Raw genomic sequence first — 20,091 nt, forward strand, 5'->3', positions numbered from 1 at the left:
GACTGGTGCGGGTCGACGACCCGGCGTCAGTCCCGCCCGGTCACCGCACCCGGTGCGGCGTCGCCGTCCCAGGCCATCTCGTCCTCGGTGAGCCACGTGTGCACACCGCTCTCCTCTTCCTCGCCGCGGCGCTGTGCTCCGCCGCCCATCATGGGCGGGCCGAACAGACCGCCACCGCCGCCGACGCCGGCGGTCTTGGGTGCGCCGCCGCCACTGCGGGGCGCGAATCCGCCACCGCCCATGACACCGGCCATCGGGCCCACACCGCCGCCGACGGGCGCCATGCCGCCGCCGTTGGTCGCCAGTCCCGTGGTCGGAACCGCCGGTGTCGCTCCGGCCAGACCGGTGCTGCCGCCGACGGGATTCATCCCGGCGCCACCGCCACCGATCGGATCGGGTTCTTCGAGGTTGGTGTCGGGGATCGGCACCGGGTTGTAGGACGGGTCGTCGGGGGGAAGCGACCCGTTCGGGAGCGGACCGGGGTCGAAGCCGTCCAGATCGCCGTCGCCGCCGCCCGGACCATCGGTGTCACCGAAGCCGAGACCGTCGGCGATCGGCTTGATGATGTCGAGCAGGTCGAAGTCGTCCTTCATCTCCCGCTTCGACGGGATGGTGCCCGGGTTGTCGAGACCCTGAGGGGTGGTCTCACCGCTGTTGCTGTTCTTGTGCGGCAGCTTCTCCGGCGGCTGCGTCGGCTCCTGCCAGTACTGGCTCTTGGCGGAGTTGTACTGCCCACCGGTCGTGCCCATCAGCGCGTTGAGCTTCGCCGCGCCGATCGCGCGCATCTTCGGGTGCTGGTGGGTCGCGATGATGACCATCGCCTTGGCGCGCGCCGCTTCGGCCGACGCGGCCATCTGCGACAGGCCCTTGGCCATGTTCGTCATGTCCGCCGACAGGTCGGCGGCGAAACCGGCCAGGGTCTGCATGCTCTTGGAGAACTCGGTCGCGGCCGGGCCCTTCCAGTAGCTCAGCAGCGTCTGGACGTTCTTGATCAGTTCGTCGGCGAGCTGCCTCGCCTCGGCGGCCGCGGCCATCCAGTTGGACTGCGCGCTGGTCGCCGGACCGCTCGGCTGCACCGACATCCAGATGGACGACGCCTGCTCGAATCCGTACACGGGTCAGTCTCCCTTCTTGGCGATGGCGGAGATGACACCGAGCAGCGGACCCATGAGGGACTCCATGCTCGTGCGGTTGGTCTGCTCTGCTCTGCGGTAGTTGTCGATGAGTTTGGTCGTTTTGGCGTTCGCCGCGGCGATGGCGGCCTGAAGCTCCGCCAAGCGTGCCAGGAGCTGGGCGAGCAGCCTCGTGTGTTCGGTGATGATCGACTGAGCTTGCGGGAAAGTGCCGAGACCTTGAGCCGAGGCGGGGGACACCTGGCTGTGCGCGGTGCTCACCCGGGCGTCGAGTCGACCGAAGGTCGGTTGGAATTCCGCGATCCGATCGACATGGACGTCAAAGGGACCGTCGGTGGCGGACGGGGGCGCCATCAGTTACCTCCACTGACTTTTCCAGTTGTCCGCACAGGATAGAGCAAATTGGAGGGAAGGCGAAAGACTCAATTTCCGCTAGCCCGCCGAAGGCGTTAGAGCGGCCGCTTGACTAAGTTCCGGTCCCGTAGGTAGCAATGCGAGCAGGCCCGCCGGGATCGGTGTCGGTGTGACCTTTTCGTAACCGAAAGCCGTGATCGCCTCGGGCGTCAATCCGAACTTCCAGCCCTGGTCGGTGACCAGATACACCGTGCCGCCCGGGGCCTCCGGCGTGGGCTCGGCGCGGACGAGCGAGCCGTACCCGCCGGGCAGCCAGACATGGTCGGCGGTATTGATCTCATCGCCTTCACCGACCGGTGCGACGGTCGTCTGCATCGACAAGTTCGCAGGTACGGGGGTGTGCACGGCCACGGTGAGATCGCCGTCGGCGTACACGCTGCACACCGCGGTGCCCGCGCCGTCGAGGCCCTCGCGGATGTCGGGACGGTCCTGCGGGAACTCCGCCGGCTCGATCACGGCGGGGGACTGGTTGGCGATGACGGTGGCCGTGGCCAGCTCGACTTTCTTAGTTCCCAGCAGTTCGGCCGACAGTTCCCCGATCGACGCCAAACCGTCACCCACCAGAACGTAGTACTTATCGTTGTTGCTGAAGACGTCCCCGATCTTGTAGGCCTCGCCTTCGAGTTCGGTTCCCGCGCGGCCTTTACCCGAGATCTTGACTTTCAGGTCCGGGCCGGTCCGCAATGCGTTGACCAACACGTCGTCGACACGTATCGCCTGCTCTTTGTTGGTGCCGAGGGCCGGGAGGGCCGTTGCGTCCACGAGGTACTTCGTCGGTCCCAGCACGAGGTAGTAGTCGTCGCCGTTGGCCAGCAACAGGCCCTGACCGGCGAGGTCGGTGGCCGGCGAGAGCGGCGCTCCGATCAGCACGTAGGAATCCCGGCCGGTCGGGTCGATCGGCGTCGGCGCACTGCACGTCTGCCAGGGCAAAGACGTGAACAGGTCCTTTGTGGGCAGTGCGTCGGGAGCGTCGGAGATGCCCAGCGTGCGGCCCCGCGGAGTTCCTTTCAGTGACTGCTGATGCACCTGGTGGACGGTTCGCTCACCGTTGCCGACGATGAGCAGCGCCGAGGCGTAGTTCTGGACGGGATGCAGCTCGCCCTGGGCGTAGACGTACCGGGTCCCGGTCTCCTCCTCGACGATGATCGCGCCGTCGACCATCCAGGACTTGCTGCCACCGGGGAAGATCAGGCCGACCACCCAGAAACCGGCGAAGACCAAGGCGAAGACCAGCACTCCGGCGAAGGCCGCGATACCGACCCGGCGCATGGGCAGATCCAGGGTCTCCGGTTCGCCGCTGACCATTGCCGAGACGATGCGGCGGACGATGAACCGTTGTGCCTGTACCTGTTCGCGCTTCGTGCGCATACGCAAAACTCCCTAGGTCTGCCCTTTTTGCCGGGGGCTTCCCTCGTCAATGACCTGCCGCTAACCTGGCACCCGCTAGCATGTCAGAACCCCGAATCCGGCCCGGGTGCGAGACATCCGACGCTGACTGTCCATAAAGGATGTTGGTCTCACATGGCGACTCCCGCACCGTCGACGGGGCGGCCCGCGCGTTTCGGACCGGTTGGCCTCGCCCAGCTGGTGGCCGTTGAAATCGTGGCGGCGGCGCTGCTTTTCGTCAAGGGCTCCGACTGGATCTGGTTGGCCGCGGGCGTCGCGGTGACCGGGATCCTGGTGTTCGGAAGGACCCGCGGACTCCTCTGGTACGTCCGGGGAGCGCGCTGGCTGCGGCTGGTGTTCCGGCGCCACCGGGACCGCAGGCGGCCCGCCGAGGTAGCGGCGCTGGCCTCGGGGATCGAGCTGAAGACGGTGACCGAGCGCGGTATGAGCCTCGGCGTCGCCTTCGACGGGACCGGCTGGTTCGCCGGGCTGACCGTCGACAGCGACGAGCCCCCGCACCTGGCCTTCGGTGTCCTGTCGGGGATCCTGCTCGGTTCGGGCGCCCCGGTCTCCTCGGTGCAGCTGGTGACCCAGACGGTCCCGCTGACCTCGTCGAACCTTCCCCCGGCGGCTGCCGACGAGGATGACGACGACGCCGACGGCATCAAGCCGGAGTGGCGCTTCCCCGGCGACGACGCGACGGCCACGCAGGTCATGAACGGTCTGCCGTTGTTCGCCCGGCGCGACGCCTGGTTCGTGGTCCGGCTCGACGTGCAGGGCGCCGCGCGCATCGCCGCCGAGCGAGGCGGTGGCGCCGTGGGGATCCAGCGCGCGCTGGGCGGGACGGTCGGGCGCCTGATGAAGGGCGCCAAACAGGTCGGCGTGAACCTGCGTCCCCTCGACGCGACCGGCCTCGACGAGGCCCTGCGCCAGTCGCTGGGGACCGAGTCGGCCGAGGTCGACGGCGCCGACGGGGTCACCGAGGACTGGCGGACCTGGAAACTCGGCGAGCTCGACCAGGTCACGTTCACCCTGCACGGCAGGCTCCCCGGCGTCGAGGAACTGCGTCGACTGTGGACGGAGGTGGCCGAACTCCAGTCGTCCTTCTGCGCGGTGTCCATCTCGCTGCGGAGGGCCAGTGACCGGCCAATCGAGAAGCGCCTTTCGGTCCGCTGCCTGGTGAGGGTGGCGGCCGAGCACGATGACGTGGACGAGCTGGTCGGCCGGCTCGGCAAACTCGCCGTCGACAACAAGGTCAAACTTCGGCGGTGCAACGGCAGGCAGGGTCCGGCGGCGTACGCGTCGGCGGCGAGCGGCGGGATCTTTTAGACGATGACCGAATCACGTACCGGCGGCGAAGCTCCCAAGACGCTCCCGGACTGGGGTTTAGAGCCTCCACAGTGGATCGATGAGCACGTCGCGCCGGGCGTCAAGTCCGCCGAGACGAGCGAGGTCGATCCCGGCGGCGAGGGCGATCCGGATCCCGCCGAGCAGTTGACCTGGCGCAGCGAGGCCAACAATCCGTGGAGCCTCGACGATGACGAGGAGATGCCGCCGCCCGTCGTCGGTGGCGACGAGGACGACGGCATCTGAGCGCGGGCGTCAGCCGTTGATCGTGCGGATGGCCCAGTAGAGGTTCCACACCCACGCGGTCAGCGGCACCACCGCGAAGACCAGCAGCAGTTCGAGGATGTCGACGATGCGGCCCCAGATCGGCGAGACCTGCTTGCCGACCACGCCGAGGGTGTAGCCCAGGGCGATGATCGCGAGGAAGGCCGCGGCGCTGAGCAGCACGAACATGCGCGTTGCCGCATCGTGGTCGTCGGTCCAGAACGCCAGCGCCAGTGAGACCAGGCCGACGACGCCCGCCAACAGGAACGGCAGCCGCTGCCGGATCGTGAGGAAGACCCTGGCGCGCATGAGGACCAGCAGCGTGAACAGCACCGCCGCGAGCGTCGCCGGGACGGTCCGGCCGAAGGCGAGCGCGACCTCGGCGCCGGCGGCGATGATCGCGACGGCGGTGAGCATGCCCGTCAGGTGCTGGTCGGCGCGTTCGCTGCGCAGCAGCGCCAGTTCGCTGTCGACCTTCTCGCCGTCGGTGCGCAGCTGCTGCGGGGACTTCGGCACGGTCGGCATCGGGAGGCGCGAGATGCGGAAGGACAGCATCGGCATCATCGGGACCAGGGCGACCAGCAGGGTCGCGATCGCCGCGCCGGCCTCGGCGGGGGAGGCCCCGAGGAAGGTCGACAGGGCGGCGGCCGCCGTCAGCGAGAAGCCGCAGATCGCTCCACAGTGGAACACCGGGGCGTAGGGGATGACCACGATGCCGGCCAGTACGGCGAACACGCCCGCGACCGCGCCCGCGGTCATGACGCGGGGAGCGCTGATGTCGCCGAGGTCGGGGAGTTCGCCGAGCAGCAGCAGTCCGCCGACCAGGCCGTACGCGAGGGCGAGCAGGCCGAGGACGGTGGCGCTGGCGGCCTTGCCGAGCGCGCGGGCCAGGATCAGTGCCGCGCACAGCAGCGCGCCGCCGACGCCGAGGGCCGCCCACATCGCCAGACCCGTTCCGGTGAACAGGATCGCGGCGGCCCCGCCGAGCAGCGCGGCACTGGCCAGGACCGTGCCGAAGACCCGGCTGGTGGTGTTCTGCCAGCGGCCGACGCGTTCGTTGGTGGCGGTGGCCATCGCGTCGATGACGTCGTCGAACACCGCCTCGGGCGCGGCCTGCGCGCTCGGGGTGAAGTACAGCTCCTCGCCGTCGAGGATGCCGTGCTGGCTCGGCGTCAGGTCCGGGTCCAGGGGCGCCTTGCCCAGTCGCGACAGGACCCAGCCTCCTTGTGCCGCACCGTCTTCGACGAGGTCCTCGCCCTTCGGGCCGTCGGCGGCGTGCTGGAGCAGGTCGGACAGCAGCTCCGACAGCGGCACGTGTCCGGGGAGGGCGACGTCCATGCGGGTGTGGGGGGCCACGATGGTGACGAGAGACAGTTCGCTGGCGACGGTCATCGGTCGCGGTCTCCTTGCCGGGAGGGGGATCGAGAAGGCTCGCGCCGGTGAGCGTATCGGTGTCGCGGTCGTAATGGGAGTTTCGCCTCGGCGGTGCCGGTCGCCGGACACCCCTTGGCCGCAAAGGGTTCACCGTCGTCCCGGTCCACTTTGCCCAATGGCGAAACCTACGCCTGCGTAACTTAGCGTGATCAATCCAGGTGACTTCAAGATGGCATATCGGGCCTGTTTCCCCGCTCCCACGTGCGGTTTCGTCCCGGCTGACGAATGCGCTTTCATTCAGCGGCCCACCGCGCTTTTCCCTTTGTCCCCCTAAACCCATTACGATGCTTCAACCCCCATCCCCCGGAGGTCGCACGACATGAGCACACTGGTGTTCACCCGGCCACCACGCCGTAAGGGTCCGGCCATGCCCGGCGGCGAGCTCATGCTGGAGCCGCCACCGGACCTGCCGACGCCGACGCAGCGGAGCATGGCGCAGTACCTGATGCTGCTGCCGATGCTGGCCATGGTCGGTGCGATGGCGTTCATGTACGCCGGACGCGGCGGCGGCACGATGATGATGGTCGTCGGCGGCCTGTTCGGTGTGTCGATGCTCGGCATGTTCGTCGGGTCCTTCATGACCTCCGGCGGCGACCAGAAGGCCGAGCAGACCATCCAGCGCCGCGACTACATGCGTTACCTGGCACAGGCGAGGCGGCAGGTCCGCCGCGCGGCCACCCAGCAGCGGCAGGCCGTGCTGTGGCGGCATCCGGCGCCCGGCACGCTGTGGAGCCTGACGCACTCGACGCGGCTGTGGGAGCGGCGTTACGGCGATCCCGACTTCGCCGAGGTCCGCGTCGCCGTCGGCCGCCAGCGTCTCGCGGTGACCATGGTCCCGCCGGAGACGAAGCCGGTCGAGGACCTCGAACCCATGAGCGCCTTGGCCCTGCGCCGCTTCGTGCGGGCGCACGCCAACATCCCGAACATGCCGATGGCCGTCCAGATGCGCGCCTTCCGGCGGGTCGTGTTCCGCGGCGACGGCGACATCGCGCGTGGTGTCATCCGCGCGATGCTGTGCCAGGCCGCGGCCTTCCACTCCCCGGCCGACCTCAAGATCGCCGTCGTGGCCGGGCCTTCGAGCATGTCCACATGGGACTGGGTGAAGTGGCTGCCGCACGCGCGCCACGACCGCGAGTCCGACGCGCTGGGCGCCCGGCGCCTCATCGTCGACTCGATGACCGAGCTGGAGGACATGCTCGCCGACGAGCTGGCCAACCGCTCCCGCGCGGCCGGCGACCAGGGCACCTTCACCGACCGTCCACAGGTGCTGGTCGTGCTCGACGGCGGCGAGGTCGACGCCGACTGCGATCTGGAGGGCACCGGCCTGGCCGGGGCCACGGTCCTCGACCTGTCGGGCATCGTCCCGCGTCACCCCGGCAACTGGCTGCTCACCCTCGAAGCCGAGCCCGAGTCGCTGACGATGCGCCTGAAAGGCCGCGCCAGCCAGCTCGGAAAGCCCGACACCGTCAGCGAAGCGCAGGCGGCGGCACTCGCGCGGCGGCTGTCCCGGTACCGGCCGTCGGCGGTGACCAGCGCGACCGAGCCGATGGCGGTGTCGGCCGAACTGCCCGACCTGCTCGGCGTCGGCGACGTCGGATCCCTTGACCCGTCGGTGATCTGGCGCCCGAACCGGCCTACTGCCGACCGCCTCAACATCCCGCTGGGCCTCGATCCCCAGGGCGCCAAGATCTTCCTCGACATCAAGGAGGCCGCGCAGGGCGGGATGGGCCCGCACGGCCTGATCATCGGCGCGACCGGTTCGGGCAAGTCGGAGCTGCTGCGGACGATCGTGTCCGCGCTGGCCATCACCCACAGCTCCGAGGAACTCAACTTCGTCCTCGTCGACTTCAAGGGCGGCGCGACCTTCGCGACCCTGGATCGCCTGCCCCACACCAGTGCCGTCATCACCAACCTCGAAGACGAACTGCACCTCGTCGACCGCATGGCCGACGCGATCGCCGGTGAGATGACCCGCCGCCAGGAGCTCCTGCGCGCGGCCGGGAACTTCGTCTCCCAGCGCGACTACGAGAAGGCCCGGCGGGCCGGGGCCGAACTGAGCCCGCTGCCGAGCCTGCTGATCGTCTGCGACGAGTTCTCCGAACTGCTGTCGGCCAAGCCCGAGTTCATCGAGTTGTTCGTGATGATCGGCCGTCTCGGCCGCTCCCTCGGCGTGCACCTGCTCCTCGCGTCGCAGCGACTGGAGGAAGGGCGCCTGCGCGGTCTCGACTCCCACCTGTCGTACCGGATCGGCCTGCGGACCTTCTCGGCCATGGAGAGCCGGACGGTGCTCGGCGTCTCCGACGCCTACGAGCTCCCGCAGGCGCCCGGCCACGGCTTCCTGAAGATCGACACCAGCACGATGCTGCGCTTCCGCAGCGCCTACGTCTCCGGCCCGTACCGGGGCGTCGGCGGCGGCGAGAGCGGCAAGACGTCCACAAGGGACAGGTTGCAGGACTTCGTGGCGACCTACGTCGCTCCGCCCGACATCCCCGTCGACACCTCGGTCCTGACGACCTTCGACGACGACGAGCCGGAGAACCCCGACGACATCGTCAAGAACTCGATGCTCGCCGTCATCACCAACCGCCTGGCGGGCAAGGGCGTTCCGGCGCACCGGGTGTGGCTCGAACCGCTCTCCGACGCGCCTCCGCTCTCCGAGCTCTACCCGATGCTGCACCCCGATCCCGAGCACGGTCTGCGACCGCTCGGCTGGAGCGGCGCGGGCAGTCTGCGCGTGCCGGTCGGCATCGTCGACCGGCCCTTCGAGCAGCGCCGCGACGAACTCACCATCGACCTGTCCGGGGCCGGCGGCAACGTCCTGGTCATCGGCGGCACCCAGTCGGGCAAGAGCACCGCGCTGCGGACCGTGATCTCCTCGCTGGTGCTGACCCATACGCCGCAGCAGATCCAGTTCTACTGCCTCGACTTCGGCGGCGGGACCCTGCGCGCCATGGCGGAGTATCCGCACTTCGGCGGCGTCGCCGGACGCCAGCAGGTCGACCAGGTCCGCCGCACCATCGCCGAGATGACGACCCTGCTCGACGAGCGCGAAGCCCTGTTCGTCGAGCACAGCATCGACTCGATGGCCACCTACCGGCGCCGCAAGGCCGCTGGCGAGTTCACCGAGGATCCCTTCGGTGACGCCTTCCTGGTCATCGACGGCTGGCCGACGATCCGCAACGACTTCGAAGACCTCGAAGACGACATCCTCGTCATCGCCCAGCGCGGCCTCGCCTTCGGTATCCACGTCATGCTCGCCACCAACCGGTGGACCGACATGCGCGCCGCCATGCGCGACCTGCTCGGGACGCGACTCGAACTGCGGCTCGGCGACCCGTCGGAGTCCGAAGTGGACCGGCGGGCCGCGCGCAACGTCCCCGAACGCGCGCCCGGCCGCGGCCTCGCGCCCGACGGGATGCAGATGCTCGTCGCGCTTCCGCGCATCGACGGGCACAACAGCGTCGGCGACCTCACCGAAGGCGTCCGCAACCTCGTCACGAAGGTCGCCAAGTCGTGGACCGGACTGCCCGCGCCCGCCGTCCGGCTGCTGCCGCAGAAGGTCGACGTCGCCCAGGTGCCGATCGACCCGGCGGCCACCGGGATCCCCATCGGCCTCAACGAGAGCCAGCTCGCGCCGGTCAACCTCGACCTGCTCAGCGAACCCCACTTCGTCGCCTTCGGCGACGGCGAGTCCGGCAAGACCAACCTGCTGCGGATGATCGCGGCCCAATTGGCGGCGAGATTCACCCCGGCGGAGGCCAGGATTCTCGTCATCGACTACCGGCGTTCACTCCTCGGGGAGATCTCCAAAGAGCACCTGGCCGGCTACGCCGCCAACTCCGCGGAGGCCCTGCAATTGATGCGGAACACCAATGAGGCCATCCGGATCAGGCTCCCCGGAAGCGACGTGACACCCGAACAGTTGCGCAAACGCAGCTGGTGGAGCGGACCCGATCTGTACATCCTCATCGACGACTACGACATCGTCGCCGGCGGCGCCTCCAACCCCGTCCAGGAGCTCATGGAACTGCTCCCGCAGGCCCGTGACGTGGGCTTGCACCTCATCATGACCCGTCGCTCCGGCGGCGCCTCACGAGCCATGTACGAGCCCGTCATCCAGCGACTGCGCGAACTCCAATCGCCCGGACTGCTGATGTCGGGGAACAGGGACGAAGGTCTGCTCTTCGGCGACATAAGGCCTTCACCACGACCACCGGGACGCGGCATGCTCGTTCGCCGCAGTGGCAACGAATTGATCCAGCTCGCCTGGTCACAACCGCGTCACGGCGATTAGTCGGTCCACATTAGACCTTCCATTGTGGGCCGATATCCGATAGTGTTCCTACGACCAAGTAGAGCGATCTGGTGACGATCTGTATAGGACGACACACAGAGTGCTCAAGCGATTCCTAGAAAGGTCGAACATGGCAGAGCTCGACATCTTCGTCGATCATTCATCGCTCGCCAAGGGCTCGTCCGACATGCGGGACGCGATGCAGCGCGTCCAGGGACAGCTCGGCAAGCTCCGCGGTGAGGTCAGCGCCTCCGCCGCGTTCTGGGGCGGCGGCGCCGCCGGAGCCTTCACCGTCCTCATGGGCGAGTTCGACGGCAAGGCCAACAAGCTCCAGGGGATCCTGGAGACCATCGCCGGTCTCGTCGACAAGTCGGCCGCGAACCACCAGCAGAACGAAGAAGAGCAGAAGAGCAACGCGAACAACCTGCTCGGCATCCTGCACGGCGGCTGACCACCAACGCCCCCCATCCCCTCAACCCCCAAGACTTAGGTTTCCGAAAGGGAGTCCATGGAAAACATCAAGGCGTCCCCCGCCCAGATCGACATGTTCTCGTCGAAGATCAAGGGTTCCGCGCAGGAGCTCCAGGCCATCCTCGACGAGCTGCGCAGCAAGCTCGACGCCATGACCTGGGACGGTGGAGACCGTCAGCAGTACGAGATCCAGCGCGCCGAGTGGACCAAGACGGTCACCAGCCTCAACGAGCTCCTCGCCCGCGTCGGACAGACCGTGCAGCTCGCCGGCAACAACTACAGCAACACCGAGCGCACCAACGCGAACATGTTCGCCTAAGTGCCGCCGCACACGGCACCGCCGCCCACTGCCCCGGCATGAATGGGCGGCGGTGTCTGTGCTCGTGCTGGTCGGGTGGCGCGAACGAGACCGCCGTTGCGGTATCGGATCGGGCTCGGCCCGCCACCGGTGCCGGGTTCCCGTCGTGAGCAGTCGTGACATGGGGCTTGGGCTGGTGGTTCGGGTTGGTCTCGGTTCCGGGCGTGCGGTCGCGGCGCGCGAGACCGGCAGAACGCATGCGATCAGGACGCCCGCCCATACGGAACGGCGCCCCGATCGGCCACACGGCCCGCCGCGACAGCACCACCGGACCTGCCGCCCGGTGACCGGCAACGCGCGCCAGCGTAAGCCGCACCAGGATCCCCCGGCAGGTCCGACCACAACCGTCCGTCCCCCGGGACGGATGGGCCACACCGGCCACGACGACACCGCGAGGTGCCGGACCGGCCGACGTGGCTTCCACCCGTGACGCGGCCCCCGGCACAAGCCCGGCACGCCCCGCACGCCAGGGCACGGGCTTACGCCGCGTCACCCCGGCGGGCCACGGCTCTCCTCAAGCGCCGATCCCCCCACGCGAGCGCCGACGACACGTCCCGCACGCGCGAGCTTGAGGCCGAGCCGTGGTTCCGCCTCAGCCCAAGAACTCTCGGCCCGAGCGAGCAGCTCGGGCCGAGAGTTTTTTGGGGGCTTGTTGCGCGGGGGGGGGGCTTGTGGGGAGCCGCGCGCCTGCATGACCGACCGGGCGGGCGGGCGGGTCGCTCGTCCGCTCGCCCGCCGTGTGCCCGCTCGTCCCTCCGCTCGCCTGTCCGCCCTCCCGCCGCGTGCCAGCCCTCCCACCGTGTGCCCGCTCGTTCGCCTGCTCGTTCCTCCGCTTGTTCGGCCGTTCCTTAGCTGTGTGCCCACCTGGCCGTTCGTCTGTTGCCGAGCCGTGTGCTCACCTGCCGGGCCGTTCGCCCGGGCCGCTCGCCCGCCAGGCCGCTTGCTCTCCCGTCGTGTGCCCGCTCGTTCGCCTGCTCGTTCCTCCGCTTGTTCGGCCGTTCCTTCGCCGTGTGCCCACCTGGCCGTTCGTCTGTTGCCGAGCCGTGTGCTCACCCGCCGGGCCGTTCGCCCGGGCCGCTCGCCCGCCAGGCCGCTCGCTCTCCCGTCGTGTGCCCGCTCGTTCGCCTGCTCGTTCCTCCGCCTGTTCGTCCGTTCCTTCGCCGTGTGCCCACCTGGCCGTTCGTCCGTTGCCGAGCCGTGTGCTCACCCGCCAGGCCGCTCGCTCTCCCGTCGTGTGCCCGCTCGTTCGCCTGCTCGTTCCTCCGCCTGTTCGTCCGTTCCTTCGCCGTGTGCCCACCTGTTCGCTCGTCCGTTGCCCAGCCGTGCGCTCATCAGCCCATCCGTTCGTCCCTCCGCGCGCCCGGCCTTCCGGCCGCCCATTCGCCCCGTCTCTACCGCCTGGCGCTGCTCGCCCCTGCACACAGGTCTAGCCCTCCGCTTGTCTGCCAAGCCCTCTGCCAGATCGCCTAGCCCTCCGCTCGCCGCCTGCGGGCCTGTCCGTTTGCCCGCCTGTACGTCGACACTTCGCTTGCCCGCCGCCCGCCGCCCGCCGCCCGCCGCCCGCCGCCCGCCGCCCGCCGCCCGCCGCCCGCCGCTCGCTTGCTCGCTTGCTCGTCCGTCCGTCACGCCGCCTGCTCGCATCTCCAAGCGCGCATTCCTTCGCTCGCCGCCTATCCGTTCGCGTGGCCGCCCATCCGTTTACCAGCGCGTGCCGTGCCGTGTGGCTGGCGTGAGTGCTGAAGTTGCGGTTGGAGCCGTAGCGGGGTCCGGAGGGGCTTCGGTGCGTGTGCGGAGACGCCGTTTCTTCGGGAACGGCACACGCCCGTCCTTCCGCTAGACCGCCGGCTCACGCGCGTGCCCGCCTGCCAGGCGCGCGCCTCAGCCCGCCTCCTCAACCCTCTCCACTCCTCCGTCCGCTCGCCCGCTCGTCGGTTGCTCGTGTGGCTGTTCACGCTGTGCGTCTGCCGGGCTTCCTGCGTTCGGTGGTGTCGTGAGCCGGTCGCGGCCGGAGCAGCGGTTGGAGCCGGAGGGGCTTCGGTCCGTGCGCGGAGACGCCGTTTCTCCGGGAACGGCACCGGCCCGTCCTTCCGCTAGACCGCCGGCTCACGCGCGTGCCCGCCTGCCAGGCGCTCGCGCCTCAGCCCGCCTCCTCAGCCCTCTCCACTTCTCCGTCGGCTCGCCCGTTCGCCCGCTCGTCGGTTGCTCGTGTGGCTGTTCACGCTGTGCGTCTGCCGGGCTTCCTGCGTTCGGTGGTGTCGTGAGCCGGTCGCGGCCGGAGCAGCGGTTGGAGCCGGAGGGGCGTCGCCGCGTGCGCGGAGACGCCGTTTCTCCGGGAACGGCACCGGCCCGTCTTTCCACTAGGCCGCCAGCTCACGCACGTGCCCGCTCGCCAGGCGCGCGCGCCTCAGCCCGCCTACTCGTCCGTCGCCCACGCGGCTCTTCACCGACGCTGCCGGGCGTCTGGAGCGCGTGTGAGCCTGCGGCCTGCGCAGCAGCAGGAGCTCCAGCGAGACCCCGGAGGGCTTCGGTGCGCGCGCGGAGACGCCGTTCGTTCGCGAAGGCCACGCCCATGTTCTCGCCAGGTTGTCCGGCCACGCGTTCGCCCGTTCGTCCGCTCGCGTGGCCTTCTGGCCGTTCGCCTGCCCGCCTTCGCCCGAGTCCAGCCGGGTGACTGGTGTGAACCGGCCCCGGCCGCTGGCACCCCTCCGCGTAGACGTGAATCCCGTCCTACCGAGGTCGGCCCGGGCGTTCCCGTCGCGCCACCGCCGGGACTCACTGTCAGCAGTCGCCAGCGAGCGCCCCCACCGAACCCGCAGACTCCTGCGCTCCGCCGTCCCTACCCCGCGCGCCAGCCGCGGCGGCGGCCCAAGGGGACGACGAAGCGGACGATCAGCAGCGCCACGACCGCCAGTCCCGCCGCGCCCGTCACCAGGAGTGCCTTCTCGCGCATCGCCTTGCCGGGGTCGCCGGGCAGGACGGGGACGGCGGCGGCGGGCGGCGTTCGTTCGTCCACTTCGGACAACAGAGTCGTGACCGCCCGGTAGGGGTCCAGTTCGCCGTATCCGACCACGGGGTTCCATCCGCCGGGCGGGTGCACGGCGGTCGCCGTGATCCTGCGGGCGACTTCGTCCGGCTTCATGTTCGGGTACAGCGACATGAGCAGGGCCGCGGTCGCCGAGACGTAGGGCGCGGCGAAGCTGGTACCGCCGTCGACCAGCCTGCCGAAGCCGCCGCCCGCCGGGGCGGGGCCGTCGATCTCCTCGCCGGGGGCGGCGACGTCCACGTAGTTCCGCACCGACGACGAGTCCACGTGCGTCCCGCTCTGCGACAGTCCGGCGACCGCGATGACCGACTCGTAGGCCGCCGGGTATTCCTTCTGCTGTCCCGAAGCGGCGCCGCTGTTGCCCGCGGCGGCCACCACGACGACGCCCTCGTCGTGGGCGTACTTGATCGCCGACTCCAGGGCGGGCGTCGCGATCGCCGTCAGGGACAGGTTGATGACCTTGGCGCCGTCCTCGACCGCGAGGCGGATCGCGTTGACGACCGGCACGGTGCTCTCCTGCGCCGTCGACTTCTCCATGCTCTGGATCACCCGGTACGACAGGATCTTCGCGTCCGGCGCGAGTCCGTGGAAGGGGCTGCTCTCGGTGTCCTTCGCCGCGATCAGTCCCGCCACGATCGTGCCGTGCGAGGCCATGTCGCAGCGTGCGCCGAGCTTGTCGCCGACCATGTCGACGGCCGTCACCTGCCCGTCCAGCAACGGATGTTCGCCGACACCGGAGTCGATGACCGCGACCTTGACGCCCGCGCCTCTGGTCAGCGGCCAGATCCGTTCGGGCTGCAATCGCTTGAGCGGCCAGGGAACCGCCGACATCTGACCGGTACGGGACTCGGGCTTGCACTTCTCGGCGGCCTGGGCGGGGGTGCCGGGACCGCCCAGAACCGTTGTGGCGGCGACGATGAGAGCTGCGGCGCACGCGCCGAGACGCCGGAGGGGGATACGCGCCATGAGGCCTCACTCTACGCAGGTGAAGAAGGCGGGGGAAGGGGTCACCGCACCGCCCCGCCCACGCGTATCGCGCGGACGGGGCGGTGGACACACGTCACTGTGAGGGGATGGAATCGCGTTCTAGAACCACTTGTCCTGCTCGCCGGCGGGCACGCGGTCGTAGTTGCCGGTGATGATCTCGGCGAAGTGCCCGCGCGCCTCGTTGGTCGCGTCCCAGTAACCGGAGTGGCCACCGTCGGAGGCCGGGAAGACCCGCCCGCCGTAGCCCTCGTTGATCGGGTCGGTGCCGTGGATCCCCGCCGCGAAACGGATCGGGTCGTCCGAGGCCCGCGTCGCCCACACGTGGTCGGCGCCGATCCCCAGATACTGGTCGGCGTTGCCCTGCGAACCGGCGCTGGCGACCGAGATCAGGTTGTCGATGCCCATGTCGTGCCGGGCCGCGGTGTAACCGATCGTGGAACCGCCGTAGCTGTGGCCCATGAGCGTGTTGATGGACGGCGAACCCTCGTGCGTGGCCCGCAGTCCCTGCTGGAAGGACGCCAGATCGTCGGCGGCGGCCTCGTAGTAGCTCGCCGAGATGGCGTTCGGGAACACCTTGTCGGGCGCGTCGTAGCCCAGCCAGGTGATCGCCGCGGTACGCCGGCTCGGGTCGAGCGCGGTGGCGTCGGCCTGCATCCACAGTGCACGGTTCACATCGCCGTTGATGCCGGGAACATCGGCGGTGGTGCCGGGCACGTAGGTGACGACGTTGTGCGCGGTGTCGGGATTGCCGACCGAGATCACGGCCTGCCCGTCGGCGGCCGAATCGTAGTTCAGCAGGTACATCCGCTCGGTCGAGCCCTGGAGGTCGGTGCGCCCGAGCTGGTGTTCGAGGCTGTCCAGGTTCTGCCAGCGGGTGTCGAGGTCGCGCAGTTCCTTGTTGACCTCGCCCATCTGGGCCGCCGTCTGCATGTTCATCGACCCGTCGTCGGGACGCAGCTCTTCGAGCCGTCCGCGCAGGTAGTCGCGGCGGGCGTCGAGCCATTCCCGTTCCTTGCCGATGGCCAGCCGGTTGGCCTCATCCCTTGTCGCCGAGGGGATCCCGTCGAGACTCCCGATGGCCTTGGGATTCTCGCGCAGGTACGCCGCCCGCTGCTCCTCGCTCAGCCCGTCCCACCAGCCCTTGACCTGCCGGGGATCGGTGCCGCGCTGGGGAATGGAGCCCGTGCCGTTCGGCGTGCTCACCGTGATCGGCGCGGCGATCGACTGGAGCGCCGACTGCGCCTGCCGGTCGGCGGAGTTCGCCCGCATCAGCGCCTGGCGGATCATGTTCGCGGCCTGCTGGGCCTGCTGTTTGGCGTGCCGCACGACCTCGGGGGAAGGCCGCGGCCCGAACGCCGCCCAGTCGACCTGGATCGAACCGCTTTCGTTGACGCGGCCCGGGATCGTGTTGGCCATGTCGACCCCGCGTTCCAGCGTCCGCTTGGCCATGTCGATCTCGTTGGCGAAGAAGCCGACGACCTCGTCGACGCGCCCGTAGGACCGGCCCATCTGCTGGTAGGAGGTCTCGTGCTGACCGAGCTGGGCGTCGGCCGCGCTCGCGTCGACTCCCCGCCAGCCGCCGTTGAGGTTCCGCCGCCAGCGGCGGGTGTCGGATCCGTACTGCTCCATCTCCCGCGCGACCTTGCGAGCGCTGTTGGCGGCGCTCTCCAGTTGCGTGGTCTGCGCGTTGCGCAGCTGCTGGAAGGTCACCATGTCTACGGGGTCCTCAGCGTGGTCAGGGCGCGCAGGTTCGCGTCGATGTTCTGCTTCTGGACGCGCTCGTTCTCGCGGTGGTTGTCGGCCGCCCGCGTGATGTTGTCACCGGTCTCGGTGGAGTCCGAGGCCAGCCGGGACGCGGCCCGGTGCAGCTTCTCCACAGTGGACTTCAGCGCCTGCATGGTGCCGAAGCCGTCATTGCCCTGCGACCCGAAGTCGAGCGCGGCCTTCTCGCGGTCTAAATAGGCCTGCGCGTCGTGTCCGATGGTCCGGATCTTCGCGCTGGCCCGCCGCATCTTCGATTCGTCTACTTCCATGTCGCCTCCTTCCCTTGGCTCAAAACGACATGGGCTCACTCTAGAGGGAACGCGTCGACGAGGAAAGCACGGTACGTCTACTTAGGACACCGTGTGTTCGTTCGACTTCGCAGCGTGTGCGGCCTCTTCGGCTCGTTTGCGCTCGATGCCGTCGCGGCCGTCGTACTTCAGGAAGGGCCGCAGCCAGACCGCGAGCGCGGCCGTGCCGACGAGCGACATGACGCCGCCGAAGACGACCGATCCGCTGATGCCGAAGGCCTTCGCGGCGATGCCGGACTCCAGGTTCCCGAGGGTCGGGCCGGAGAGGTACGACAGCTGCTCGATGCCGGCGAGGCGGCCGCGGAAGTGGTCGGGGATCGTCTGGTTCCAGATGATCCCGCGGAAGAGGCCGCTGATCATGTCACCGAAACCGGCCAGCGCCAGGAAGAGCAGGGCCATCCACAGAGTCGGTGACAGCCCGAAGCCGAGCACGCCGAGGCCCCACACACCGGCGGCCAGCAGGACCATGAGCCCGTGCCGGTGGACGCGCGCCGACCAGCCCGACGTCATCGACGCCAGCAGGGCGCCGGCGGCGGGCGCGGCGTGGAGGAGCCCGAGGACTTGCGGGCCGCCGAATTTGAGCGCCAGGAAGGGATACAGCGCCATCGGCATGCCGAAGAACATGGCGTTCATGTCGACGAGGTAGGTGCCGAGCAGTTCGGGCCGCTTGCGTGCGTACTTGAGCCCGTCGACGACGGAGCGAACGCTGGGCCGGTCGGCCCCGGGCGGCGGCGGTACGGCCCGGATGAGCGAGAGGCACAGCAGCGACACGAGGAACGTGGCGAGGTCGATGGCGTAGACCCACGCGAGGGGGAAGTTCGCCAGGAGCAGCCCCGCGAGCGCGGGCCCGCCGATGGAGGAGATGTTGTGGTACGTCGACTGCAGGCCCGAGACGGCCGGAATCTCCTCGGGCGTCACGAGTCGTGGGATGAGGGCTTCCCGCGAGGGCCGCGCCAGGCCGGACAGCCCGGAGGTGAGGGCGGCGATGACGTAGAGGGCCCACAGCTGGGGAGTGCCGCCGAGGGAGTTGAGCAGGAGCAGTGCGGTGAGCGCGGTGAGGGCGACTTCGCACCAGAGGACGAGCTTGCGCCGGTCGACGTAGTCGGCAAGCGCACCGCCGATGAAGGACGTGATCAGCAGCGGCAGGAGTTCGCAGAGTCCGAGCAACCCGACGAGGAACGGCGACTCGGTGAGGACGGCGACCTGGAAGGGGATGACGACAAAGGAGATGACGGAGCCGAAGGACGAGACGGCGGACCCGGTGTAGTAGATCCGGAAGTCACGGTTGCGCAGGGGACGGACGTCAAGGGCGAGTAGCGGCACGCGAAGAGTCTCCGGCAAGACAAAGGAGTTGGCGAGGGGTTTTGATCTCCCGTAGCGAGTCCCTGGTGCGGTCTGGCCGAAGCCCTGGCGGGGGCGAAGCCCCCGGCCGGATCCGACCCGGACACAGGAAAGCCCCGACCGCCGGCCGGGGCTCCCCAACGTCCAAGTCCCGCGCTAGCCCCCCAGCCCGCGCGAGTCCTGCTTCAGTGCCGTGTCCACGGTCAGCGCGGACGCGACGACCATCGACAGCAGCGGATCCTGGAGCGGACGGTGCAGCTGTACGACGTAGTTGTCGGCGGTCGTGAAGGCCGTCTTGAGGATTCCCTCGAAGGTCTTCGTGATCCGCGCGACTTCGGCGCCGGTGTGGTCGAGGATGGCGAAGTTCCAGGCGCGCCAGTTCTCGGCCTGGATCTTGCCGATCTCCTGCCCGTTGACCAGGAAGGCGAAGCTGATCTTGCCGAACACGTTGTTCTGCTTGATCTCGCCGATCTCCTGGCCGTTGGCGCCCTGGACGATGACGCGCGACTTGAAGATCTTCGCGGGCCTGGTCAGGTACAGCAGCGGCCGTCCGTGATTGTCGGACACCTGCAGCTTGTGGGTGAAGAACTGGTCGTAGGAGCCCAGGAAGCGCACGATCTTCTTGAGCGCGCTCTGGCCGATCTGCTCGACCTTCGCGATCTGCTGGCCCTGCTGGTTGAAGACGGAGTACTCGGCGCTGATCTCGATCAGCTTCGTCTTCTGGTTCACCACCAGCACGGGCTCACTGAAGATGGTGCCGCCGCCGGCCGCGATGGGGCCGACGCCGGCCTGTTGCTGCACCTGGCGCTGGATCTGCGACGCGTCGTGCCCGCCGGAGACGTCGAGTTCGGCGATCTTCTCCAGTGAGGAGCCTTGACGCTGCTCGGGCGGACGGGTGTTCTGGGTCCACTGGCCGCCGTCCCACCAACGCAGCTGGCCGCTGCCACTGGGGTCGGGGTGCCAGCCTGGGGGGTTAGCTCCGCTCATAGCGCCAGAGTGTAGTCAGCTCGTCAAACGGCCGGTTCGTCGTGGGACTCGCCGTGCTCCTTGAGCCGTGCCCAGGAGCGTTTGATCTCCGCTTCGGCCTCGGTGCGCCCGACCCAGGTGGCGCCTTCGACGCTTTTGCCCGGCTCCAGGTCCTTGTAGACGCGGAAGAAGTGCTCGATTTCGAGCCGGTCGAACTCCGGGACGTGATGAATGTCGCGGAGGTGCTCGGCGCGGGGATCGGCGGCGGGGACGCACAGGACCTTGTCGTCCTGTCCCTTTTCGTCCGACATGCGGAACATGCCGATCGCGCGGGCGCGGATGAGGCAGCCGGGTACGGTCGGTTCGGGTACCAGCACCAGGGCGTCGAGCGGGTCTCCGTCGAGGCCGAGACTGTCCTCGATGAACCCGTAGTCGGCCGGGTACTGGGTGGCCGTGAAGAGGGTCCGGTCCAGTCGGATTCGACCCGTTTCGTGGTCGATCTCGTACTTGTTCCGGCTTCCCTTGGGGATTTCAATGGTGACGTCGAAGTCCACGGCGTCTCCTTGCGCACGTCGTCGGGC

The 20,091-nt window shown here is 69.1% G+C and carries 15 protein-coding genes; 5 read left to right on the forward strand and 10 right to left on the reverse strand.

Going from position 1 to position 20,091, the window contains the following annotated elements; all coding sequences use genetic code 11:
* Window positions 1–26: 26 nt before the first annotated feature.
* The 3 genes from HNR73_RS27720 to eccB all read right to left on the reverse strand — a co-directional run bounded on the left by HNR73_RS27720 (window position 27) and on the right by eccB (window position 2,915).
* A complete protein-coding gene (locus tag HNR73_RS27720) occupies window positions 27–1,115 on the reverse strand; it encodes a WXG100 family type VII secretion target (protein ID WP_184790583.1) in 1,089 nt (362 codons plus the stop codon).
* Window positions 1,116–1,118: 3 nt separating this feature from the next.
* Window positions 1,119–1,487, reverse strand: a complete 369-nt coding sequence (locus HNR73_RS27725) for a hypothetical protein (protein WP_184790584.1) — start codon at window positions 1,485–1,487, stop codon at window positions 1,119–1,121.
* A gap of 78 nt (window positions 1,488–1,565) precedes the next feature.
* Window positions 1,566–2,915 carry a type VII secretion protein EccB gene (eccB, locus tag HNR73_RS27730; RefSeq protein WP_184790585.1) on the reverse strand — a complete coding sequence of 450 codons (1,350 nt, stop codon included), beginning with the start codon at window positions 2,913–2,915 and terminating at the stop codon, window positions 1,566–1,568.
* 153 nt (window positions 2,916–3,068) lie between these two features.
* On the opposite strand from eccB, the gene HNR73_RS27735 reads away from it, so the two are divergent.
* Both HNR73_RS27735 and HNR73_RS27740 read left to right on the forward strand, forming a co-directional pair.
* A complete protein-coding gene (locus tag HNR73_RS27735) occupies window positions 3,069–4,262 on the forward strand; it encodes a type VII secretion protein EccE (RefSeq protein ID WP_184790586.1) in 1,194 nt (397 codons plus the stop codon).
* A 3-nt stretch (window positions 4,263–4,265) separates the two neighbouring features.
* Window positions 4,266–4,526: a hypothetical protein gene (locus HNR73_RS27740; RefSeq protein WP_184790587.1), complete on the forward strand. Its 261-nt coding sequence runs from the start codon at window positions 4,266–4,268 to the stop codon at window positions 4,524–4,526.
* Between the two features lie 9 nt (window positions 4,527–4,535).
* Here the strand turns inward: HNR73_RS27740 and eccD are convergent, their stop codons facing one another.
* On the reverse strand, window positions 4,536–5,936 hold the full coding sequence (eccD, locus tag HNR73_RS27745) for a type VII secretion integral membrane protein EccD (RefSeq protein ID WP_184790588.1): 1,401 nt from the start codon (window positions 5,934–5,936) through the stop codon (window positions 4,536–4,538).
* Window positions 5,937–6,297: 361 nt separating this feature from the next.
* On the opposite strand from eccD, the gene eccCa reads away from it, so the two are divergent.
* From eccCa to HNR73_RS27760, 3 genes are all read left to right on the forward strand, one after another.
* Window positions 6,298–10,272, forward strand: coding sequence for a type VII secretion protein EccCa (gene eccCa, locus HNR73_RS27750; protein ID WP_184790589.1), 3,975 nt, complete (start codon window positions 6,298–6,300; stop codon window positions 10,270–10,272).
* A gap of 130 nt (window positions 10,273–10,402) precedes the next feature.
* Window positions 10,403–10,723 (forward strand): WXG100 family type VII secretion target, encoded by a 321-nt coding sequence (locus HNR73_RS27755; protein ID WP_184790590.1) that lies wholly within the window; start codon window positions 10,403–10,405, stop codon window positions 10,721–10,723.
* 57 nt (window positions 10,724–10,780) lie between these two features.
* On the forward strand, window positions 10,781–11,062 hold the full coding sequence (locus HNR73_RS27760) for a WXG100 family type VII secretion target (protein WP_184790591.1): 282 nt from the start codon (window positions 10,781–10,783) through the stop codon (window positions 11,060–11,062).
* A gap of 2,875 nt (window positions 11,063–13,937) precedes the next feature.
* Here HNR73_RS27760 and mycP read toward each other — a convergent pair.
* The 6 genes from mycP to HNR73_RS27790 all read right to left on the reverse strand — a co-directional run bounded on the left by mycP (window position 13,938) and on the right by HNR73_RS27790 (window position 20,064).
* Entirely contained in the window at window positions 13,938–15,110 is a 1,173-nt protein-coding gene (gene mycP, locus HNR73_RS27765; RefSeq protein WP_184790592.1) for a type VII secretion-associated serine protease mycosin, read from the reverse strand.
* 120 nt (window positions 15,111–15,230) lie between these two features.
* Window positions 15,231–16,844, reverse strand: coding sequence for an alpha/beta hydrolase (locus HNR73_RS27770; RefSeq protein WP_184790593.1), 1,614 nt, complete (start codon window positions 16,842–16,844; stop codon window positions 15,231–15,233).
* Between the two features lie 2 nt (window positions 16,845–16,846).
* Complete coding sequence (locus HNR73_RS27775; protein ID WP_184790594.1) at window positions 16,847–17,164, reverse strand: hypothetical protein; 318 nt, start codon at window positions 17,162–17,164, stop codon at window positions 16,847–16,849.
* Window positions 17,165–17,245: 81 nt separating this feature from the next.
* Complete coding sequence (locus tag HNR73_RS27780; protein WP_184790595.1) at window positions 17,246–18,526, reverse strand: MFS transporter; 1,281 nt, start codon at window positions 18,524–18,526, stop codon at window positions 17,246–17,248.
* 174 nt (window positions 18,527–18,700) lie between these two features.
* Window positions 18,701–19,531, reverse strand: coding sequence for an LURP-one-related family protein (locus tag HNR73_RS27785; protein ID WP_184790596.1), 831 nt, complete (start codon window positions 19,529–19,531; stop codon window positions 18,701–18,703).
* 23 nt (window positions 19,532–19,554) lie between these two features.
* Complete coding sequence (locus tag HNR73_RS27790; protein WP_184790597.1) at window positions 19,555–20,064, reverse strand: inorganic diphosphatase; 510 nt, start codon at window positions 20,062–20,064, stop codon at window positions 19,555–19,557.
* Between the last annotated feature and the right edge of the window lie 27 nt (window positions 20,065–20,091).

This window comes from Phytomonospora endophytica (genome assembly GCF_014202425.1).
Lineage (GTDB): Bacteria > Actinomycetota > Actinomycetes > Mycobacteriales > Micromonosporaceae > Phytomonospora > Phytomonospora endophytica.

What these genes read in the sequence shown, in the direction of transcription:
- HNR73_RS27725 (WP_184790584.1), bottom strand. Translation starts at nt 1,487, where the DNA reads ATGGCGCCCCCGTCCGCCACCGACGGTCCCTTTGACGTCCATGTCGAT.
- eccB (WP_184790585.1), bottom strand. Translation starts at nt 2,915, where the DNA reads ATGCGCACGAAGCGCGAACAGGTACAGGCACAACGGTTCATCGTCCGC.
- HNR73_RS27735 (WP_184790586.1), top strand. Translation starts at nt 3,069, where the DNA reads ATGGCGACTCCCGCACCGTCGACGGGGCGGCCCGCGCGTTTCGGACCG.
- HNR73_RS27740 (WP_184790587.1), top strand. Translation starts at nt 4,266, where the DNA reads ATGACCGAATCACGTACCGGCGGCGAAGCTCCCAAGACGCTCCCGGAC.
- eccD (WP_184790588.1), bottom strand. Translation starts at nt 5,936, where the DNA reads ATGACCGTCGCCAGCGAACTGTCTCTCGTCACCATCGTGGCCCCCCAC.
- eccCa (WP_184790589.1), top strand. Translation starts at nt 6,298, where the DNA reads ATGAGCACACTGGTGTTCACCCGGCCACCACGCCGTAAGGGTCCGGCC.
- HNR73_RS27755 (WP_184790590.1), top strand. Translation starts at nt 10,403, where the DNA reads ATGGCAGAGCTCGACATCTTCGTCGATCATTCATCGCTCGCCAAGGGC.
- HNR73_RS27760 (WP_184790591.1), top strand. Translation starts at nt 10,781, where the DNA reads ATGGAAAACATCAAGGCGTCCCCCGCCCAGATCGACATGTTCTCGTCG.
- mycP (WP_184790592.1), bottom strand. Translation starts at nt 15,110, where the DNA reads ATGGCGCGTATCCCCCTCCGGCGTCTCGGCGCGTGCGCCGCAGCTCTC.
- HNR73_RS27770 (WP_184790593.1), bottom strand. Translation starts at nt 16,844, where the DNA reads ATGGTGACCTTCCAGCAGCTGCGCAACGCGCAGACCACGCAACTGGAG.
- HNR73_RS27775 (WP_184790594.1), bottom strand. Translation starts at nt 17,164, where the DNA reads ATGGAAGTAGACGAATCGAAGATGCGGCGGGCCAGCGCGAAGATCCGG.
- HNR73_RS27785 (WP_184790596.1), bottom strand. Translation starts at nt 19,531, where the DNA reads ATGAGCGGAGCTAACCCCCCAGGCTGGCACCCCGACCCCAGTGGCAGC.